Raw genomic sequence first — 16070 nt, forward strand, 5'->3', positions numbered from 1 at the left:
ACCGGCCGCCGCCGGTCAGGCCTCGTGCCCGGGCGTTGCAAGTGGTCGATACAGGCGCTTATTCTCGGGCACCGCAAACCACTAATAATAAGAACGGGTTCCCCATGCAGCAGAGCCTCAGCCTCGACACGTTCAGCGATCTCATCGGCAACCTGTATCAGGGGCCGCTGGAAACCATTCCCTGGGCGACCTTTCTCAACCAGCTCAACGTTCATCTTGAAAGCAAATACGTGACCTTCATCCTGCGGCCGCCCAGCACCCACGTGGACGGACTGATGGTCAACACCACCGGCACCTCGACCGAAGCGGTCGCTTCGTACAACACGCACTTCTTCACCCTCGACCCCTTCGTCGGCCTGCCCAATCGTCAGGTGGTGACCCTTGCCGAATTCGTCTCCAGCGATGACTGGCAGAAATCCGAGTTCTACAAAAACTTCCTCGAAGCGGTGGACGTGTTCCATATCCTCGGTGCCGACATAAATACCTGCGACGGCGCCCAGTGCCGGATCCGCATCAGTCGCGGCCGGGACGACAAGCCTTTCGGTGATGAAGAGAAAAACCTGCTCGCGCATTTCATTCCGCACCTTGAGCGCTCGATCAAGGTTCACATGCAGCTCAACCGCATCGAGGTCGAACGCAACCTCTACGCCGGTGCGGTGAATCAGATGGCGGTCGGCACGATCATCCTCGACGAAGCCGGCAAAGTGCTGCAGACCAACCAGGTCGCTGACCGGCTGATCCAGGAAAAGGACGGCATCAAACTGGTCAACGATGGCCTGCAGGTCGGTACGGACCGCGACACCCAGGAATTTCGCCGTTTGGTGAAGCAGTCGCTGCTCTCGCAGAAAAGCAGCAACCCGTCGATGGTCGAGGCACTGCGCGTGCAGCGGCCGTCCGGGCGCGCCGACCTGGGCATCATCGTGCGTTCAGTGCCGCTGTCGGAGTGGAGCGAAGGCAAACAGTGCCCGACGGTGGTGATCTTCATCAGCGACCCGGAGCAACAGTCCACCGCGCCCCAGGAGATCGTCCGTGCCCTGTTCGACTTCACCCCGGCCGAAACCCAACTGGCAATGTTGCTGGCCAACGGGCTGACCCTCGATGAAGCCTCGGAAGAGCTGGGCATCAGCCGCAACACCGCACGCGCCCACCTGCGTTCGACCTTCTCCAAGACCGGCGTGACCCGCCAGACCATGCTCGTGCGCCTGATCCTGCGCAGCGTGGCGACCCTCGGCTGATACGCCTCCCGCGCCATCGCCCGCCCGGGCGATGGCTTCTGTTCACAACTAGTCCATTCAGACGAAGCCGAAGATCTCTCGCCGTCTTACCTTGCCTCTACAACAATAAAAATCCGTATGAGGCCCGCCATGCGAAATTCCACCTGCGCCTTGCTGCTGATCGTCTGCGTCGGCAGTTCCGTCAGCCTGTGTCAGTTGTTCCGAAACGAAGCCTATCGACCGAGCGCCGCGCTTCTGGGTTGTTCGGGCACGGCGGTGAACTGCTACCCGCCGTTGGTGCGCAATCTGCTGCCATAAATCTGCGCCCATAGACCTGTTCAAATAGAAAAGCACCGGCCTGCAAGCAGCGCCGGTGCTTTTTGTTGTCTGTCGAGGATCAGGTCGGCAGGAAGCCCCGCGCCCGGGACAGGGTCAGCGCCAGGTCCTCGATCATGTCTTCCTGACCGCCAACGGTGCCGCGCCGCCCCAACTCCACCAGCAGCTCGCGGGCGGCCACCAGGTACTTTTTCTCCGCTCGTTTGGCGAACAGCAGGAACGAGCTGTAGACCCCGGCATAGCCCAGCGTCAGGGCATCGCGGTCGAGGCGGATCGGCTGATCCATCATCGGCACGATCAGGTCTTCGGCCACGTCCATGATCCCGTACAGGTTGACGCCGCTTTCCACGCCCATCCGCTCCAGTACCGCCACGAACACTTCCAGTGGCGTGTTGCCCGCGCCGGCGCCCAGCCCCGCCGCCGAGCCGTCGATACGCGCAGCCCCCGCTTCGATGGCGGCCAGGGAGTTGGCAATCGACATGCCCAGGTTGTGGTGGCCGTGAAAGCCTACTTCGGTCGCCGCGTTCAGGCCGGCGCGCAGCACGCCGATTTTCTCGCTGACCTCGTCCGGGAGCATGTAGCCCGCCGAGTCGGTGCAGTAAATGCAATTGGCGCCATAACTCTCCATCAGCCGCGCCTGTTCCAGCAGTTTTTCCGCGCTGACCATGTGGGCCATCATCAGGAAACCGACCGTGTCGAGGCCCATTTTTGCCGACATGCCGATGTGCTGACCGGAGACGTCGGCCTCGGTGCAGTGGGTGGCGACGCGGATGGTCGACACCCCGTGTTCATGGGCCATGCGCAGGTGATCGAGGGTGCCGATGCCGGGCAGCAGCAGCGCCGAGACTTTCGCCTGGCGCAGCCGTGGAATCACCGCCGAAAAGTATTCCTCGTCGCTGTGGGCCGGCATGCCGTAGTTCAGCGAGGCACCGCCGAGGCCGTCGCCATGGGTGATTTCGATCAGCGGCACGCCGGCCGCATCGAGGCCGGTGGCCACGGCGATCATCTGGTCCAGGCTGATCTGATGCTGTTTGGCATGCATGCCGTCGCGCAGGCTCATGTCGTGCAGACGAACGCGTTTACCTTGCAGATTCATGGTCATTCTCCACTTAACGGGCGGGCAGTTGCAGGGCGCCCTTGTGGGCTTCTTCGGCGAACATTTCGGCGGTGCGCAGGCCGGCGGCGGTCATGATGTCGAGGTTGCCGGCGGATTTGGGCAGGAAATCCCCGAGGCCTTCCACCTCGATGAAAATCGAGACCTTGCGGCCATCGAACACCGGGCCGTTGATCAGCTTGTAACCGGGCACATAGCGCTGCACTTCCTCGACCATCTGCAGCACCGAGGCGCGAATCCGCTGCTGATCCGGCTCGTCGTCCGTCAGGCAATGGATGGTGTCGCGCATCATCAGCGGCGGCTCGGCCGGGTTGATGACGATGATCGCCTTGCCGCGCCGGGCGCCGCCGATCTTCTCGACTGCGCCGGCCGTGGTGCGGGTGAACTCGTCGATGTTCTGCCGGGTGCCCGGACCGACCGAGCCGGACGACACGGTGGCGACAATCTCGCCGTAACTGACCGATTGCACCCGCGACACCGCCGCCACCATCGGGATCGTCGCCTGGCCACCGCAGGTGACCATGTTGACGTTCATTGCCAGCGACGCCGCGTGTTCCTTGAGATTGACCGGCGGCACGCAGAACGGGCCGATGGCCGCCGGCGTGAGGTCGATCATGATCACCCCCAGCTCGTTGAGCTTGCGGCTGTTCTGCTCGTGGACGTAGGCCGACGTCGCGTCGAAGGCAATGCGAATGTCATCGTCGAGGACATGGGGCAGCAATCCGTCGACACCTTCGGCGGTGGTTTTCACCCCCAGTTCGCGGGCGCGTTTGAGGCCCTCGGACTCGGGATCGACGCCGACCATCCACACCGGCTCGATCCATTCGGACCGACACATTTTCATCAGCAGGTCAGTGCCAATGTTTCCCGGGCCGATAATGGCCGCTCTGAGTTTCTTGTTCATCCGGTTAAACCCCACGGGTCAGGCGCAGAAAGACACCCGGGCAGCGCCCAGGCCATCGATGGTCAGAGAAAAACGGTCGCCCGCATGGGCAGGCTCAAGCGGTACAAGGGAGCCTGAGAGAATCAGCTCTCCAGCCTTGAACGGAATACCGAAGGCGCCCAGGGTGTTGGCCAGCCAGGCAACGGCAGTCAACGGGTTGCCCTGCACGGCCGAGCCCAGTCCTTCGCTCAGCGGTTCGTCGTTCTTGAATACGCGCATGTGCAGATTCGGCAGGTCCAGCGCTCGCGGATCGGCTTGTACGTCACCCAGCACGAACACACCGCAAGAGGCGTTGTCGGCGACGGTGTCCTGAATGCGGATGCGCCAGTCATGGATCCGCGAGTCGACGATCTCGAAGCACGGCGTCACGTACTCGGTCGCCGCCAGCACATCGGCCTCGGTCACGCCGGGGCCGATCAGGTCGTGCTTGAGCCGGAAGGCAATCTCGCCCTCGGCGCGGGGCTGGATCAGCCGGTTCGCCGACAGGGAAATGTTCGCGTCATTGGCAAACGACATCTGCCGGGTGATGAAGCCAAAATCCGGCTGATGCACGTTGAGCATTCGCTGGACCGCCGCCGAGGTCACGCCGATCTTCTTGCCGACGATTTGGTCACCGGCCGCGACCCGACGCTCGATGCAATAGAGCGAAACGTGGTAGGCGTCTTCGATGCTGATCGACGGCCAGCGCTCGGTCAGCGGGGCCACGGTATTGCCCGCAAGCAGCGCCTGATACAACTCTTCGCCGAACTGGCGACGCAATTGCGCGCTCATCGCTGGCCTTCCTGAAAGAAGAACAGACACTCGCGATTGAACAGCTCGCGGTACTCGACCATCACCCAATGCCCGCATTCGCTGAGCAGCACAAACCGGATGTTCCGGCAGTGCTGCATCATTGTTTGCGCCCCCGACACCGGACAGAACTTGTCGTCCATGCCCCAGAACCCGAGGATCGGGCACTGCAATTCCTTCAGGTGTTCGGTCATGTTCGGCACTTGCATGGTCGACAGCACGCAGACCGGTTGCTCACGCACCACCGCGACCCGTTCATTGACGGTTTCGGCGCTGATCAACGACTCGTCGAACAATTGCAGGGTCAGCAAACGGCGCATACCGTCGGCGTCGTGCAGTTCACCTCGGGCAAACGCGGCGCCCATTTTCTGGATGCCTTCCATTTGCAGGTAATACTGCTCCTTTTCCATCAACCCGCCCGGCGCCATCAGCACCAGTCGGCTGACCCGCTGCGGCTGGTCCAGGGCTTGTTTGATGGCGATGGCGCCGCCCAGGGAGTTGCCCACCAGGATGCAGCGCTGGATATCCAGGGCATCGAGTAGCCCGCTCAGGGCGGTGACGAAAAAGTCCAGGGTGTAGAGGGTGTCCGGTTTGTCGGAAGCGCCGTAACCCGGCAAGTCGGGCACGATCACGCGATAACCGGCGGTGACGAACAGCGGGTAGTTCTGCTTGAAGTTGCTGTGGCCGCTGGCACCGGGCCCGCTGCCGTGGATGAACACCACCGTCTCGGCGCTGCCGGTGCCCTCCCCGCCGATATCCAGATAATGCAGCCGCAACCCCTGCGGCAGCGTAACGAAGTGCCCTTGCGCCATTGCGCTCATAAGGTGTGCTCCCGGCTATTGTTGTGGCCGGATTATTTCCGCTGGTCAGCCCCCCAACATCGTCCGACAGGACTAGCCGTCCTAGTCTTTTCGGACGTTGGCCACCGGGCCCCGCGCCCCTAGCATCGAGGGCACTGATCTTTGACTGAACGAGGCTTTTGCATGCTGGATGCGCTGGATTTTCGCGGCAAAGTGGTGCTGGTCACCGGGGGCGGCAAAGGGGCTGGCCGGGGTATCAGTCAGCGGTTTCTCGACGGCGGTGCCGAGGTGGTGATCTGCGGTCGCGAGGCGCCGGAGTCATTGCCTTTTGGCGCAGGACGCGAGGCAGTGTTCCTGCCGTGCGATCTGCGTGACGTAGAGCAATCCGGGCGGTTGATCGACACCATCGTCGAACGCTTTGGCCGGCTCGACGTGCTGGTCAACAATGCCGGCGGCTCGCCCAATGCCGACGCCGCCAGTGCCTCGCCGCGTTTCAGCGAAGCAATCATTCGCCTGAACCTGCTGGCGCCGCTGAATCTCTGTCAGCAGGCTAATCGGGTGATGCAGGCGCAGGCCGACGGCGGTGCAATCATCAATATCTGTAGCGTCAGCGCGGTTCGTCCTTCACCGGGCACGGCGGCGTATGGCGCGGCCAAGGCCGGATTGCTCAACCTGACCCGCTCGCTGGCCGTGGAATGGGCACCGAATGTGCGGGTCAACGCGGTCACGGCCGGGTTGATCCTCACCGAACAGGCCGCCCTGCATTACGGCGATCAGGCCGGTATTGCCCGCGTGGCTGCAACCATTCCGCTGCAACGCCTGGCGGCGCCGGAAGACATCGGCGACACCTGCCTGTACCTCGCCTCCCCTTTGGCGCGTTATGTCAGCGGAGCGGACATCACCGTGCACGGCGGTGGCGAACGCCCGGCGTTTCTGGACGCGGCCCAATCTCATTGAGCTCAACAAAAAGGAAATCCAGCATGCCGGCAACTGCCTGCCACAGCGTTCTGCTCGAACTGTCTCCGCCCGCTGCCTGGGCCAAGCTGCGGGATCTGCGCCTGGCGCCCCACTATGTGCCGGGACTCACCGGCTGCCAGCTGCATCCCGGGCCAATTGAAGGGCTTGGCGCCAGTCGCCGGGTGTTTCGCAAGGGCGGCCAGTGGCTGGATGAAAGCGTGGTGCAATGGCAGGACGGCGTCGGCTTTGTCCTGGTGCTGCACAAGGCCAGTGCCGGCGCGCCCTTCCCGTTTCGCGAAGCCAGTTTCAGTTATGCCTTGCAGCGCGAGGGTGAATTCAGCCGCATGACCACCCGAATGCACTACAGCCTGCGCGGCGGCAGGCTGATGGAACAACTGCTGGGCAAGGCGTTCGACAAGGTGGTGCGGCAGATCGCCGAGAATCTCAAGGTCTATTACGAAAACGGTATCTCGCAATGAATCGGTTTGCAGGCTGCGATATGGCGCAGCCTGCAACCGGAATCAAGGCTGCGGCCCGATGTTGGCTTCGCTCCAATAGGCTTTCATCGAGCGGATCTTGCCGTCGTCATCGAACTCCATCACGTCGATCACATGCAGCGAGCATGGTTGCCCCGCCCACTGCATGTCGACCCGAAACGGCATCGCCCCGCATCCGTTCAAGGTCGCACGCACCGGGCCGGTCAACGTGGCCGACACCTGGCTCGCGCCCAGCCCCTGGCGGTAGAAACGCTCGATGTCCGCGAGGCCCTGAATGGGCGGCTGACCGACCGGGTCTTCGACCGTCGCATCTTCGCCGTATAGCGCAAGAATCCCGTCGATATCGCCCGCATCAACCAACTCCACATAACGGGCCATGGTGGTTTGAATCTGCTGTGCGCTGATCATTCAGACCACCTCGAACAGTGCCGCAGCGCCCATGCCGCCGCCGATGCACATGCTCACCACGACGTAGCGCAAGCCACGGCGCTGGCCTTCGATCAAGGCGTGGCCGACCATCCGTGCACCGGACATGCCGAACGGATGCCCCAGTGCAATCGCCCCGCCGTTGACGTTCAACCGCTCCTGAGGAATGCCCAGCGTGTCGCGGCAATACAGCACCTGACAGGCAAACGCTTCGTTCAGCTCCCACAGGCCGATGTGGTCCATGGTCAGGCCCTGACGCTTGAGCAGCTTGGGAATCGCGTAGATCGGGCCGATGCCCATTTCATCGGAATTGCAGCCCGCAACGGCCATGCCGCGATAAATCCCCAAGGGCTCAAGCCCGCGTTTCTCGGCCAGTTTGGCGCTCATCAACACCGAGGCCGACGCGCCGTCGGACAGCTGCGAAGCATTGCCGGCGGTGATGAAGCGGCCCTTTTCGGTCCATTCGCCACCGGCCCAGACCGGTTCCAGTGCAGCGAGATTCTCGCGGGTGGTGTCGACGCGATTGCACTCGTCGCGTTGCAGGCTGAGGGTTTCGAAGCGGGTTTCGCCGGTGGCCTTGTCGAAAATCGCCTTGCGGCTGGTCATCGGCGCCAGTTCCCGGTCGAACAGCCCGGCGCTCTGGGCCAAGGCTGTTCGTACCTGGCTGTGGTAGCTGTATTCGTCCTGTTCCTCGCGGCTGATGCCGTAGCGGGCGGCGACGATCTCGGCGGTTTCGATCATCGGAATGTAAGCGTGCGGATCGCGCTCTAGCACTGCGCCGGACTGATTGCGATAGAGGTTCTTGTGCTTGTTCTGCACCAGCGAAATCGACTCCAGGCCACCGGCCACGGCGATGTCGATTTCGTCGCACATGATGCTTTTCGCGGCCATGGCGATGCTCATCAACCCCGACGAGCATTGGCGTTCGACGGCCATGCCCGACACGGAAAACGGCAAACCGGCGGCAATCGCGCACTGACGACCGAGGTTGTAGGACTGCGTGCCTTGCTGCGCCGCCGCGCCGATGATCACGTCGTCCACTTCACCGGGCTCGATGCCGGCCCGGCGCACGGCTTCGCGCACCACGTGGCCACCGAGCAGCGGCGCTTCGGTGTCGTTGAATGCACCGCGAAAGGCTTTGCCGATCGGGGTACGGGCGGTCGAAACAATGACGGCTTCTTTCATGCGGGACTCCTCGAAGGTGCTGCTGGATCTTGCGGGTAGTAGCGGCTGATGGTGTCGACCACGCAGCCAGGGCGTTCTTCGCCGTCGATCTCGACGCTGACGCGGATGGTCGCCTGGACGCCGCCCTTGACCTCGTCGACGGCCATCAACTGCGCACGACCGCGCACACGAGTACCCACCGGCACCACCGTGGGAAAACGCACGCGCTCGCAGCCATAGTTGACGCCCATGGCGATGCCGCGCACTTCGACGATCTGCGGCAGAAACAGGTTGACCAGTGACAGGCTCAGATAGCCGTGGGCGATGCAGCCGCCAAACGGACCGCTGGCGGCCTTGAGCGGGTCGACGTGAATCCACTGATGATCGCCAGTGGCTTCGGCAAACAGATTGATGCGGTCCTGCGCCAGCAACAGCCAGTCGCTGACGCCCAGCTCTTCACCCACCGCGTCGCGCAGGGCGAAAGGCGTGTCGAAAATACGCGGCATGTCACGCCCTCTGGCTGGAGACCGACAACACTTCGCCGGTCATGTAGGAGCTGTAGTCGCTGGCCAGGAACATCATCACGTTGGCCACTTCCCAGACCTCGGCGGCGCGACCGAAGGCTTCGTTGGCCGCCAGCTGCTCGAGCACCGCCTGCGGCGCGGATTTGCGCAGGAAATCGTGCAAGGCAATGCTCGGGCTCACCGCGTTGATGCGGATTCCATAATCGGCGGCCTCGACCGCTGCGCAACGGGTCAACGCCATGACCCCGGCCTTGGCCGCGGCGTAGTGCGCCTGCTCTTTCTGCGCCCGCCAGCCGAGTACCGAGGCGTTGTTGACGATGACCCCGGCGCGGCGCTCCATCATTTTCGGCAGCATGGCGCGGGTCATGCGCATGGTGCCGGTCAGCGTCACATCGAGGACCCGGTTCCATTGCTCATCGGTCATGTCCACCAGCAACGCGGAACCACCGAGGCCGGCGTTGTTGATCAGCACGTCAACGCCTTCAAGGTCACGCTCGGCGCAGGCAATCAGCTGCTGCACCTGGGCTTCGTCGGCGACGTTGCAGACTTGCCCGAAAACCTGCTGCAGACCGGTGGCTTCGCGGATTTTCAGCACCGCTTCGGCCAGCCGGCCTTCGTGGATATCGCTGATCATCAAGGCACGACAGCCTTCCTCGGCAGCCCGCAACGCGGCGGAAAAACCGATACCGGCGCCGGCCGCCGCCGTGATCAGCACCGACTTGCCACGCAACAGACCGTGACCGGCGACATAGTGAGGAACAGACATGGAAAACTCCTTGATCACACAGGAAGGCGTGGCTCTTTGGGCATGCCCAAAGCGCGCTCGGCGATGATGTTGCGCTGGATCTCGTTGCTGCCGCCGTAGAGGGTGTCGGCACGGCTGAACAGGTAAAGCGATTGCAGGCGTGTGAGCTGATAAGGCGCGGCTTCGAGCAGTTCGGCATCGGCGCCAAGCACATCCATCGCCAACTTGCCGAGATTGGCGTGCCAGGTGGACCAGAACAGCTTGTAGATGGTCGCTTCCTTGCGCAGCGAACCGTCCTGGGTACCCGACAACATGCGCAGCGAGTTGTAGCGCATGATCCGCAGACCGCTCCAGGCCTGGGCCAGACGCTGACGCAAGGCCGGATCGCGCGCAGCGCCATTGGCCCGGGCGATGCCGATGATCTCGTTCAGTTCATTGTGAAATTGCATCTGCTGGCCGAGGGTCGACACCCCGCGCTCGAAACCGAGCAGCGCCATGGCGATTTTCCAGCCCTCACCCGGCAAGCCGACGATGTTTGCGGCGTCGGTGCGGGCGTCGTCGAAGAACACTTCGTTGAATTCAGAGGTGCCGGTCAGTTGCTCGATCGGTCGCACGGTGATTTCGGCCTGCGCCATCGGCACCAGCAGGAAGGACAGACCGCGATGGCCGACACTGCCGGGCTCGGTGCGGGCCAGCACAAAACACCAGTCCGACTCATGGGCCAGCGAGGTCCAGACTTTCTGCCCGTTGATGATCCAGCTGCCTTTGTCCTGATCCAGCACGGCCCGGGTCTTGACGTTGGCCAGGTCCGACCCTGCGCCCGGTTCCGAATAGCCCTGGCACCAGAACGCCGTGCCGTTGACGATTCCCGGCAGGAATCGCTGTTGCTGTTCTGCGTTGCCGAAGGCCGCGATGGTCGGGCCGGCCAGGCCTTCGCCAATATGACCCATGCGTCCGGGGCCGCCGGCGCGGGCGTATTCTTCGTGGAAGACCACTTGCTGACTGATCGACAGGCCACGGCCACCGTGTTCCGGAGCCCAGCCCACACAGGTCCAGCCGCCCTCGGCAAGTTTGCGCTCCCAGGCTTTGCGTTCCTCGGGGAACATATGCTCGTCACCCGGGCCGCCGCGAAAACGCAGGGCTTCGAACTCACCGCTGAGGTTGATGCGCAACCAGTCGGCCACTTCCTGACGGAAGCGTTCATCGTGTTCGCTGAAACTGATTTTCATGGCTGCTCCCCCAGAATCACCTCGGCGATACGCTCCAGATGCCAGGCCGGCAGACCGAGAAAACTCTCGCTGGCGCGGGCGCGTTTGAAATACAGGTGCACGTCGTATTCCCAGGTGAAGCCGACCCCGCCGTGCAACTGAATGGCCTCCGATGCGCAGTGGAAAAAGGTTTCCGAACACTGGGCCTTGGCCAGCGCGGACGCTGTCGACAACTCGCCGGCCACCTGCGGATCGCCCTCGGGATCGAGCACTTCCTGGGCAACGCACGCCGCGTAATAACTGGCCGAACGGGCGCATTCCACTTGCAGCATCATGTCGGCGGCGCGGTGTTTGAGGGCCTGGAAACTGGCGATCGGCCGGCCGAACTGCTGGCGTTCCTGCATGTAGGCGACGCTCAGATCCAGCACCTGTTGCGCGCCGCCGGTCTGTTCGCAAGCCAGGGCGATGCAGGCCAGTTGCAGCACGCGTTCAAGGTGCGGCCAGCCTGCGCCGAATTCGCCGAGCAGGCATTGCCCGTCGAAGTACACGCCGTTGAGCCGGATGCGTGCCTGACGACGGGTCTGATCCATCGTCGGCAGCATCTGCCGCTCGATTCCGGGGTGATCGGCATCCACGGCGAACAGGCTGATACCTGCCTCGCCAACGGATCCGGGCAGCCGGGCGGCGATGATCAGCAGGTCAGCGCCGTGTCCGTCGAGCACATGATTGAGGGTTCCATTGAGCACAAAACCGTCGCCCTCCTTCACCGCCGTGGCCTGCACGTCTTCGGCAGCCCGGCCGTTGGCGCTGCTGAATGCCAACGCGGCGGTGACGCTGCCGTCGGCAATCAACGGCAGCCAGCGCTGCTTTTGTTGATCGTCAGCGGCCAGCAACAGCGCCGGTGTGGCCATGCAGGCTGTGGCGAAGAAGGGAGAACACAGCAAGCGCCGGCCCATCTGTTCCAGCAGGATCCCCAGTTCGACAAACCCGAGACCCAGCCCGCCATAGACCTCGGGAATATGAATCGCCGGCCAGTACATTTCACTGCACAGGCGCTGCCACAACGCCTCGTCGAAACCCCGTTCACTGACCATCGCCGCCCGCACGGCGGCAGAATCCGAGACATCCGCCAGAAAACCTTCGGCGGATTCGCGGATCATTTCCTGTTCGTCGCTGAATGCAAACTCCATCGCGGCGCCTTCTACTCGTCTGGCGGAGCACCCGTGAAGTGGTGCCCCTTTGAACAGCGAGTCTGGTCCGGGCGGTGCACGGCAGAATCGTCAGGCTTGCCTAGTCCGAATGGAGGTTGTCGAAAGTTTTGAACGAATCGGCTTTCATCCGGATCTTTATTTCGAGTTTAACTTGCAAGTTCAAGGGCCAACTAACCGAGTAAATTACTCAACTATCAAGAACACTTATAGCCAGCCGCAATAACTCAAATAACAAAAAATAATGCCACATGGCCACCATCTAAGTAGCTTGCTAACAAATCCAGTTGAAATTATTTCTCATCTGGCGACTTAAACAGTATTTAAAGAACTTCAACAAAATCATTCATCTTGTTGAATAGGTTGAGTAAATCCACGAACAAATCCCGACACCTTCCGGCACTATCCCACCCACTAAACACCCTCTGAAAAACGCCATCATCCAATCGACTTGCAAAACCACGACAACCGTCTAGGTTCATGAATATCTTCGCAAGCGCTATCAATCGAATAATAAAAACAGCCCTCCCGGCGGGAGCGTTCATTCTTCTGAAACAAACAAGACGCTGCTTTAGTTGCTGAACGGAACTCAGTCATCACAATCAAGAGGGATGCTTGATGAAGCACAGCCGTTGGTATCGTGCGCTCTCGAAAATTGCGTCGGCCGGACATTTCTGGCTGTCACTGTTTTGCTTTGCAGTACTGGTGATTGCCAGCTTCCTGTTGTTCGAACAGCAGATCCAGGACTTCCTCAATCATCTCGACCTGTACCTGCCGAGTTCCCCCACCCAGCAACTCAACCTGGCGCTTTTACTGATCGCCCTGTTGGCGCTGGACGTTGTGTTGCCCGTGCCTTCCAGTGTGGTCTCGCTGCTGGCCGTGGCCATTTTGGGCAGTGTCGGCGGTTATCTGGTGATCTTCATTGGCCTGTGCCTGGGGGCCGGGTTGGGTTACGCATTGGGTGCCGGCTATTTCCGGATGCTGTCCAGTCGTCTCGGCCTGCATCAACGCAAGCCCGGGCAAATGGCCTATCGACTGGGCACGCTGTCGTTGATCTGCCTGCGCGGGGTGCCGGTACTGGCTGAAACCTCCGTGGTAGCGGCGGGCATGCAGCGTTATCCGCTGCGCTCATTCCTGCTGGTGACCACCCTGGCCAACGCCGGTCTGGCACTGGCCTACAGCGCCATCGGCACATTCCTCGTCGAGGAGAACGCGTTGCTGGTGACGATTCTTGCCAGCATGGTGTTGCCGGGCCTGTTCATCGCCGGCTACAGCCTGTTCAAGGCCTTGCGCAAACATACTGCCGAGCAAACGCTGCGCGGGCGATTCGAGGTCAGTTACGACTATCCGGTGGTGTTCACCGATCACCTCTTCGACGCTTCCAACCCCTGCCTGCATCAACAACTCACCAACCGGCAAAACGGCCGGGTGACGGTGATGGTGTTCGCCGATGAGCAACTGCTGAAAAGCGCGCCGCACCTGCTCGATCAGATCGATGGCTACTTTGCCGCCCATGCAGCGGACCTGCATTTGCAGGCGCCACCGATTGCCGTTCCGGCAGGAGAGCTGAGCAAGGATTCACAGGTGTTGCAGCAGCTCTACGCCGACATGCTGAAACACGGCCTGGACCGGCATTGTTATGTGCTGGCCCTTGGCGGCGGTGCGGTACTGGATTCCGTGGGCTACGCCTGCGCCACCTTCCATCGCGGCATCCGCCTGATCCGTGTGCCGAGTACCGTACTGGCGCAGAACGACGCCGGCATCGGCGTAAAAAACGGCATCAACGCCTTCGGCCAGAAAAACCTGCTCGGCGCCTTCTACCCCGCCACTGCCGTGATCAATGACTTCCAGTTGCTGAACAGCCTGACCCGCCGCGACCAGATTGCCGGGCTGGCCGAGGCGGTGAAAGTCGCGCTGATCAAGGACCGGGAATTCTTCGAATGGATGGAGCAACAGGCCGACGCCCTCGCCCGCTTCGATCATCCGGCCAGTCGCTACGCGATCCGCCGCTGCGCCGAACTGCACCTGGCGCACATCACCGGCGCCGGCGATCCCTTCGAACGCGGCAACGGACGGCCGCTGGATTACGGGCATTGGGCCGCACACAAACTGGAAAACCTCAGCCACCATCGCTTGCGCCATGGCGAAGCCGTTGCGGTGGGCATGGCCCTCGACGGGCTCTACGCCAATGCCCTCGGGCTGTTGAGCGATACCGACAGTGAACGGGTGATGAGTCTGTTGACCCGACTCGGTTTCAACCTGTGCCCGCCGGAACTGACCCTCAAAGATGCGCAAGGTCGCTCACCGGTGTTGCTCGGGCTGGAGGAATTCCGCCAGCACCTCGGCGGACAACTCTCGATTCCGATGCTCAGCGGAATCGGCCAGTCGGTGGACCTGCATGAAATCGACGACGCGCTGATGGAGCGGGCGCTGCAGAAGCTGTCCGCCCGCAGCATCCCGGTGCTCGACTTGAGCGAGGGCTTCGCGAAATGAGCCAGACCCCGCAAAGCCTCAAGACCTGGCTGACCCTCGGCCGGGTTTCCAACCTGCCCACGGTGTGGACCAACACCCTGGCCGCCGCGCTGCTGGCCAGCAGCGCCGGTGCACTGGCGCCGCCCTCGTGGCTGGTGTGGATTCTGCTGCTGTTCACTCTGTCGCTGCTGTATCTGGCCGGCATGTTGCTGAACGATCTGCTGGATGCAGACTGGGATCAGCAACACCACAACCCTCGGCCCATCACGCTGGGTCTGGTGAGCCGCCAGCAAGTGCGCCTCGCCACCGTGTTGTTACTGACATTGGCGGCAGCGTCGGTGCTGGGCCTGAGCCAGTTGATCGATCAGCCGCATTGGCTGCTGGCCAGTGTCACCCTGCTGGTGGGCTGCATTATTGGCTACAACGTGCTGCACAAAAAATACGCCCACAGCGTCTGGTTGATGGGCGCATGCCGCTCGGCGCTGTACCTCACGGCGGCGGCCAGCCTGGCGGTGCCGCCGGAGCCGATCTGGCTCTGCGCGATTTTGCTGGGTGTCTACATCAGCGGGCTGACTTATCTGGCACGCAATGAGCACAACAACCAGTTGCTCAGTCGCCTGCCCCTGCTCTTGATGCTGAGCCCGCTGGCCCTGGCGATCTACGCCGACAACCTGTGGTTCTGGCCGGTGCTGCTGCTCTGGCTCGGCTGGCTGGGCTGGCATTACCGACAGCACCTTGCCAACCCGCAGCAGCGCAAGGTCCGCGCCTTTATCGGTGCCGGGCTCGCGGCGCTGCCGCTGTTCGATGCCTTGGTGATGGCCGTGGCCAACCAGCCGTTGGGCAGCCTGCTGTGTGTTCTGGTGTTTTTCCTGCTCCCACACTTTCAACGCTGGATCAAACCGACATGAACATGGACGTCACCGCGCCGCCGACGGCGGCCCTCGGCATGCGCCGCGATTGCCTTGCCGAACACCATCAGGCCCTCGCCCGGCAACTCGATGACAGCGAATTGCACTGGTGGCGTCAGGCACAGGAACAACTGGCCCGGCAGCCGGACGCCAATACCGCATCGCTCCTGAGCGGCCAGTGCAAGCGTCATCTGCGTGACCGGGCGCTGCCCGACAGCCACTGGAATCTGATCCAGTTGGCACGTGCGTTATTGCTGGCACAGGTCCTTGAACAGTCCTCCGAGGGCGGACAATTGTCCTTGCTGCGCCAGCTTTTTCTATGGGGTGACGATCAGGAAAAGATCGCCGTCCTCAAAGCCTTCGACTGGCTCGACAGCCAAGGGCACTGCGTGGAGCTGGCGTTGCAGGCCGGGCGCACCAGCAACAGCCGGGTGTTTGCCGCCCTCGCCCTCGATACGCCCTACCCGTCCCGTCACTACCCGGAACGGGCCTTCCACCAACTGGTGCTGAAAGCGCTGGGCATGGGGCTGGATGTGAGACGCCTGACCGGCCTGAGCCAGCGACACAGCCTCACCCTCAATCAACTGGCCATCGACCTGCTGGAAGAGCAACTCGCGGCTGACCGGGCGGTGTCCGTCGGGTTGCCTCTGGCGATTGCCTTCGACCAGCTCGACCCGGCGCAACGCCAGCGATTGGTCGAGCTGGATCAACAGCAGCGCCTGCCGCCGGAATGGCGCGCCCACCTGAACTGATACCCAACGTCTC

17 protein-coding genes are annotated in these 16070 nt (G+C 62.3%); 7 read left to right on the plus strand and 10 right to left on the minus strand.

The annotated features are described in order from the left end of the window. The first annotated feature begins 104 nt into the window (after window positions 1-104). The gene (locus tag IF189_RS14515) at window positions 105-1235 is read left to right on the plus strand and encodes a helix-turn-helix transcriptional regulator (RefSeq protein WP_192551772.1); all 1131 of its coding nucleotides are present in this window, start codon (window positions 105-107) and stop codon (window positions 1233-1235) included. Window positions 1236-1364: 129 nt separating this feature from the next. After that, a complete protein-coding gene (locus IF189_RS14520; protein WP_167748764.1) occupies window positions 1365-1532 on the plus strand; it encodes a hypothetical protein in 168 nt (55 codons plus the stop codon). A 79-nt stretch (window positions 1533-1611) separates the two neighbouring features. Here IF189_RS14520 and dmpG read toward each other — a convergent pair whose 3' ends face one another. Genes dmpG through IF189_RS14540 form a run of 4 tightly spaced genes read right to left on the minus strand, consistent with a single transcriptional unit; the run spans window position 1612 to window position 5217 of the window. Next, window positions 1612-2646 carry a 4-hydroxy-2-oxovalerate aldolase gene (dmpG, locus tag IF189_RS14525; protein ID WP_096821416.1) on the minus strand — a complete coding sequence of 345 codons (1035 nt, stop codon included), beginning with the start codon at window positions 2644-2646 and terminating at the stop codon, window positions 1612-1614. Window positions 2647-2659: 13 nt separating this feature from the next. Further along, window positions 2660-3568, minus strand: a complete 909-nt coding sequence (locus tag IF189_RS14530; protein WP_085709925.1) for an acetaldehyde dehydrogenase (acetylating) — start codon at window positions 3566-3568, stop codon at window positions 2660-2662. An 18-nt stretch (window positions 3569-3586) separates the two neighbouring features. After that, window positions 3587-4378 carry a fumarylacetoacetate hydrolase family protein gene (locus tag IF189_RS14535; protein ID WP_134826981.1) on the minus strand — a complete coding sequence of 264 codons (792 nt, stop codon included), beginning with the start codon at window positions 4376-4378 and terminating at the stop codon, window positions 3587-3589. Then, complete coding sequence (locus IF189_RS14540; protein WP_134826982.1) at window positions 4375-5217, minus strand: alpha/beta fold hydrolase; 843 nt, start codon at window positions 5215-5217, stop codon at window positions 4375-4377. The genes IF189_RS14535 and IF189_RS14540 overlap by 4 nt, the downstream gene beginning before the upstream one ends. A gap of 162 nt (window positions 5218-5379) precedes the next feature. Here IF189_RS14540 and IF189_RS14545 point away from each other — a divergent pair, with 162 nt between their 5' ends. Both IF189_RS14545 and IF189_RS14550 read left to right on the plus strand, forming a co-directional pair. Continuing rightward, a complete protein-coding gene (locus IF189_RS14545) occupies window positions 5380-6153 on the plus strand; it encodes an SDR family oxidoreductase (RefSeq protein WP_192551773.1) in 774 nt (257 codons plus the stop codon). A 23-nt stretch (window positions 6154-6176) separates the two neighbouring features. Beyond that, entirely contained in the window at window positions 6177-6632 is a 456-nt protein-coding gene (locus IF189_RS14550; protein ID WP_134826984.1) for an SRPBCC family protein, read from the plus strand. Between the two features lie 42 nt (window positions 6633-6674). Here the strand turns inward: IF189_RS14550 and IF189_RS14555 are convergent, their stop codons facing one another. The 6 genes from IF189_RS14555 to IF189_RS14580 are packed head-to-tail and all read right to left on the minus strand — an operon-like array spanning window position 6675 to window position 11907. Then, window positions 6675-7058, minus strand: coding sequence for a steroid Delta-isomerase (locus tag IF189_RS14555; RefSeq protein WP_192551774.1), 384 nt, complete (start codon window positions 7056-7058; stop codon window positions 6675-6677). Further along, complete coding sequence (locus tag IF189_RS14560) at window positions 7059-8261, minus strand: acetyl-CoA C-acyltransferase (protein ID WP_134826986.1); 1203 nt, start codon at window positions 8259-8261, stop codon at window positions 7059-7061. Beyond that, window positions 8258-8746 (minus strand): MaoC family dehydratase, encoded by a 489-nt coding sequence (locus IF189_RS14565; RefSeq protein ID WP_134826987.1) that lies wholly within the window; start codon window positions 8744-8746, stop codon window positions 8258-8260. Before IF189_RS14565 ends, IF189_RS14560 begins: the two co-directional genes overlap by 4 nt. 1 nt (window position 8747) lies before the next feature. Then, window positions 8748-9530: an SDR family oxidoreductase gene (locus IF189_RS14570; RefSeq protein WP_192551775.1), complete on the minus strand. Its 783-nt coding sequence runs from the start codon at window positions 9528-9530 to the stop codon at window positions 8748-8750. 14 nt (window positions 9531-9544) lie between these two features. Further along, on the minus strand, window positions 9545-10738 hold the full coding sequence (locus IF189_RS14575) for an acyl-CoA dehydrogenase family protein (protein WP_134826989.1): 1194 nt from the start codon (window positions 10736-10738) through the stop codon (window positions 9545-9547). After that, window positions 10735-11907 carry an acyl-CoA dehydrogenase family protein gene (locus tag IF189_RS14580; RefSeq protein ID WP_192551776.1) on the minus strand — a complete coding sequence of 391 codons (1173 nt, stop codon included), beginning with the start codon at window positions 11905-11907 and terminating at the stop codon, window positions 10735-10737. The genes IF189_RS14575 and IF189_RS14580 overlap by 4 nt, the downstream gene beginning before the upstream one ends. Before the next feature lie 636 nt (window positions 11908-12543). On the opposite strand from IF189_RS14580, the gene IF189_RS14585 reads away from it, so the two are divergent. Genes IF189_RS14585 through IF189_RS14595 form a run of 3 tightly spaced genes read left to right on the plus strand, consistent with a single transcriptional unit; the run spans window position 12544 to window position 16057 of the window. Then, window positions 12544-14418 (plus strand): 3-dehydroquinate synthase, encoded by a 1875-nt coding sequence (locus tag IF189_RS14585; protein ID WP_192551777.1) that lies wholly within the window; start codon window positions 12544-12546, stop codon window positions 14416-14418. Continuing rightward, window positions 14415-15305, plus strand: a complete 891-nt coding sequence (locus IF189_RS14590) for a UbiA family prenyltransferase (protein ID WP_134826992.1) — start codon at window positions 14415-14417, stop codon at window positions 15303-15305. Before IF189_RS14585 ends, IF189_RS14590 begins: the two co-directional genes overlap by 4 nt. Continuing rightward, window positions 15302-16057, plus strand: a complete 756-nt coding sequence (locus IF189_RS14595; RefSeq protein ID WP_192551778.1) for an EboA domain-containing protein — start codon at window positions 15302-15304, stop codon at window positions 16055-16057. The genes IF189_RS14590 and IF189_RS14595 overlap by 4 nt, the downstream gene beginning before the upstream one ends. The last annotated feature ends 13 nt before the right edge of the window (window positions 16058-16070 follow it).

Origin of the sequence: Pseudomonas sp. IzPS59 (assembly GCF_014863505.1) — a bacterium.
Classification (GTDB): Bacteria; Pseudomonadota; Gammaproteobacteria; order Pseudomonadales; family Pseudomonadaceae; genus Aquipseudomonas; species Aquipseudomonas kribbensis.

What these genes read in the sequence shown, in the direction of transcription:
- IF189_RS14515 (WP_192551772.1), top strand. Translation starts at nt 105, where the DNA reads ATGCAGCAGAGCCTCAGCCTCGACACGTTCAGCGATCTCATCGGCAAC.
- IF189_RS14520 (WP_167748764.1), top strand. Translation starts at nt 1,365, where the DNA reads ATGCGAAATTCCACCTGCGCCTTGCTGCTGATCGTCTGCGTCGGCAGT.
- dmpG (WP_096821416.1), bottom strand. Translation starts at nt 2,646, where the DNA reads ATGAATCTGCAAGGTAAACGCGTTCGTCTGCACGACATGAGCCTGCGC.
- IF189_RS14530 (WP_085709925.1), bottom strand. Translation starts at nt 3,568, where the DNA reads ATGAACAAGAAACTCAGAGCGGCCATTATCGGCCCGGGAAACATTGGC.
- IF189_RS14535 (WP_134826981.1), bottom strand. Translation starts at nt 4,378, where the DNA reads ATGAGCGCGCAATTGCGTCGCCAGTTCGGCGAAGAGTTGTATCAGGCG.
- IF189_RS14540 (WP_134826982.1), bottom strand. Translation starts at nt 5,217, where the DNA reads ATGAGCGCAATGGCGCAAGGGCACTTCGTTACGCTGCCGCAGGGGTTG.
- IF189_RS14545 (WP_192551773.1), top strand. Translation starts at nt 5,380, where the DNA reads ATGCTGGATGCGCTGGATTTTCGCGGCAAAGTGGTGCTGGTCACCGGG.
- IF189_RS14550 (WP_134826984.1), top strand. Translation starts at nt 6,177, where the DNA reads ATGCCGGCAACTGCCTGCCACAGCGTTCTGCTCGAACTGTCTCCGCCC.
- IF189_RS14555 (WP_192551774.1), bottom strand. Translation starts at nt 7,058, where the DNA reads ATGATCAGCGCACAGCAGATTCAAACCACCATGGCCCGTTATGTGGAG.
- IF189_RS14560 (WP_134826986.1), bottom strand. Translation starts at nt 8,261, where the DNA reads ATGAAAGAAGCCGTCATTGTTTCGACCGCCCGTACCCCGATCGGCAAA.
- IF189_RS14565 (WP_134826987.1), bottom strand. Translation starts at nt 8,746, where the DNA reads ATGCCGCGTATTTTCGACACGCCTTTCGCCCTGCGCGACGCGGTGGGT.
- IF189_RS14570 (WP_192551775.1), bottom strand. Translation starts at nt 9,530, where the DNA reads ATGTCTGTTCCTCACTATGTCGCCGGTCACGGTCTGTTGCGTGGCAAG.
- IF189_RS14575 (WP_134826989.1), bottom strand. Translation starts at nt 10,738, where the DNA reads ATGAAAATCAGTTTCAGCGAACACGATGAACGCTTCCGTCAGGAAGTG.
- IF189_RS14580 (WP_192551776.1), bottom strand. Translation starts at nt 11,907, where the DNA reads ATGGAGTTTGCATTCAGCGACGAACAGGAAATGATCCGCGAATCCGCC.
- IF189_RS14585 (WP_192551777.1), top strand. Translation starts at nt 12,544, where the DNA reads ATGAAGCACAGCCGTTGGTATCGTGCGCTCTCGAAAATTGCGTCGGCC.
- IF189_RS14590 (WP_134826992.1), top strand. Translation starts at nt 14,415, where the DNA reads ATGAGCCAGACCCCGCAAAGCCTCAAGACCTGGCTGACCCTCGGCCGG.
- IF189_RS14595 (WP_192551778.1), top strand. Translation starts at nt 15,302, where the DNA reads ATGAACATGGACGTCACCGCGCCGCCGACGGCGGCCCTCGGCATGCGC.